The organism is Streptomyces sp. NPDC055078 (assembly GCF_053607985.1).
Map to the genome: position 1 here is coordinate 1 of NZ_JBSGUP010000922.1, position 2,455 is coordinate 2,455.

The 2,455-nt window shown below is 68.2% G+C and carries 2 protein-coding genes; one reads left to right on the plus strand and one right to left on the minus strand.

Annotation, left to right across the window (positions count from 1 at the left end):
- Positions 1 to 92: 92 nt before the first annotated feature.
- Positions 93 to 1,016 (minus strand): trypsin-like serine peptidase, encoded by a 924-nt coding sequence (locus ACWF94_RS38605; protein WP_453499667.1) that lies wholly within the window; start codon positions 1,014 to 1,016, stop codon positions 93 to 95.
- Positions 1,017 to 1,518: 502 nt separating this feature from the next.
- On the opposite strand from ACWF94_RS38605, the gene ACWF94_RS38610 reads away from it, so the two are divergent.
- The coding region (locus ACWF94_RS38610) for an SGNH/GDSL hydrolase family protein (protein ID WP_453499669.1) at positions 1,519 to 2,455 on the plus strand (937 nt) is incomplete at its 3' end.

A 2,455-nucleotide genomic window follows, 5' to 3' on the forward strand; every position in this document is an offset into this window, starting at 1 on the left:
GCGTCGCCGTGTCCGCGTTCGGCGGCCGTCATCCGGTGACGTCGGGCCGCGGCGCTGTCGGTGGCCTGCCCGGCGCCGCCCGTGTTACCGGGTCAGGCGCGCTGGGCTCGGTCGTACACCTTCTTGGCCGTGGCGCGCAGTACCTCTCCGTACATCTTGGTCGGTGTGAAGGAATCCAGTGAGCTGTTGACCGAGACCAGGACACCCTTGCCGGTGGTGGCGTTGAAGTCGGCAAACCAGGGGCCTCCGCTGGCGCCGCCGGTCATGTCGCAGGGGATGGCCTGCATGCCGATCTCCTTCTTCGCCGTACCGGTGCAGCGGAGGAGTTCCTCGCCGAGCTGGGGGCGGGTGGCGGGGTAGCCGAAGGAAGTGATGGTGCCGCCGACGGCGCGGTTGAAGGCGATGCTCTGGCCGCCGACGACGTCGGTGAGCTTGCGGCCCTTTTTGCCGGTGTCGACGGCGAGTGCTGACATATCGTTGACGGACTCCTTCTCCCAGATGCGCGGGGTGACGGCGGTACGGACCGCGAACGCGCCGTACGGCTGCTTGCCCTTGCTGTAGCCGGGCACGAACACCATCGTGCTGTGGGTGTTGGGGGCAGAGGCGCCCCGGCGTACGCAGTGCGCGGCGGTCATCACGGTGGATTTGTTGGCGCTCTTCACCGCGGTGGCGGTGCACCAGGTGTCGGCGCCGTTCGCGTTGACGAAGAAGACCCGCCCCACCGTCTTCATGGCGGTGCCCCGCCAGGGCTTGGTCTTCGGCCCGGTCGGGCCGAGGTCCACGGACTTCCCGACGGCCTTGATACGGGCGGGTGTCCAGTAGGCGAGGGCCTCCCGGCGTTCCTTGGCGGTGTACGACAGGACGGAGACCGGGTCGGCCGCGAGGGTGGCGGGTGGCGGGCCGGCCGCCGCCGTCGCCGGGAGCGGGGCGGCGAGAGCGAGGGCCGTACCGGCCACGACGAGTCCCGTGGCCCGGCCGCGAAGGCGGCGGATCACAGGAGCGGATGACTCGGACATGGTGGATATCTCCTTGGCTGGTGAGTGCGGTGGACGGTTGCTGCCGGTCCGCACGCCAAGAGAGGAGAACCCGTCTGTTCGGTTGTCGCTGTCGACGTTCTGTGACACAGGTGAACCGTTCCGACTGCCGCCCGCCCACACGAGGTTGCCGTCGTCGACACACCGGGGCGGCGCGTACGTCAGCGTCGCCTGGTCCTGGGCGACCTCGCGCCGCTCTGGCCGGTGAGCGCGAAACAGGACAGCGGGCGGGGATCACGGGGCAGGCCGGGATCCGACGGTTTAGCCGGGGAAACCCATGGCAGTGATCAAACACCGTTCCGGATCTGCCCGTAGTGGGGCGCGAGTGGTTCGCATATCGAACCCATCTGATCGGAACGCGCCGCCAGTGGCCGCAAGGAACCTGAAGATCGAAGAGTGATAACTGTCCGCATTGGATCTAGTGCGTTGAGTGATCTTCTTTATACGGTCGTCGCTCGATCAACACCGTATCTCTGGAGGATTCGTGGTAAACGTACGCACTCGACTGGCCGTTCTGGGCTCCGCCGTGGCTCTCGCCGCAGGCGCCCTCGCCCCCGCGCAACTCGCCGGCGCGAGCCCGGCAGCCGCGGCGGCCGCGTACGAGTGGGTCGCCCTGGGCGACTCCTACACCGCCGGAGTCATCGCGGCGGCGGGCGACACCTTCGAAGTGCCCCGTGACGGCTGTGAGCGCACCGACCTGTCCTACCCCCAGGTCATCGACCGCGATCTCGGCTCACTGGTCGAGTTGACCAACGTCAGTTGCGGTGCCGCCACCATCGAGGACATCACTTTCCACGCCCAGGAGCCGATCGGCCACCACCTGCCGCCCTTCTCCGAGGACCCTGACTACCCGTTCCCCCCGGTGCCTCCCCAGTCCAGGGCGGTGAGCCTCGACACCGACGTGGTCACCGTCGGCGTGGGCGGCAACACCCTCGGGTTCGGCGACGTCCTCCGCACCTGTCTGCAACTGGGCATTGGCAGCGGCGGCGAGGGGACGCCCTGCCGGGAGCAGTTGGCCGACAGCATCCCCGACCGGCTGGCCAAGGTGAGCAAGGACTACGACGACATGCTCACCACCCTCCACGAGCGCGCCCCACAGGCCAAGGTCGTGACCGTCGGCTATCCCGCGGTCATTCCCCAGGACACGGCCAAGTGCAACTACAACGACTTGGAGCAGTTCGGCTCGGTCACCCCGGGGGACCTCGACTGGCTCCGTGACGACGTCCTGGAACCGCTCAACACGGCCATCGAGAAGTCGGCCGGTGAGCGAGGAGACGTGTTCGTCGACCTCTACAACTCCTCCCGGGACCACAGCGTCTGCGACGCGGACAGGTGGGTCGATGGCATCTTCACCAGCCTCGACCCGTTCCAGGTGGCCTTCGTCCACCCCAACGCCAGGGGCCACCGGAACGCCTCCGAGC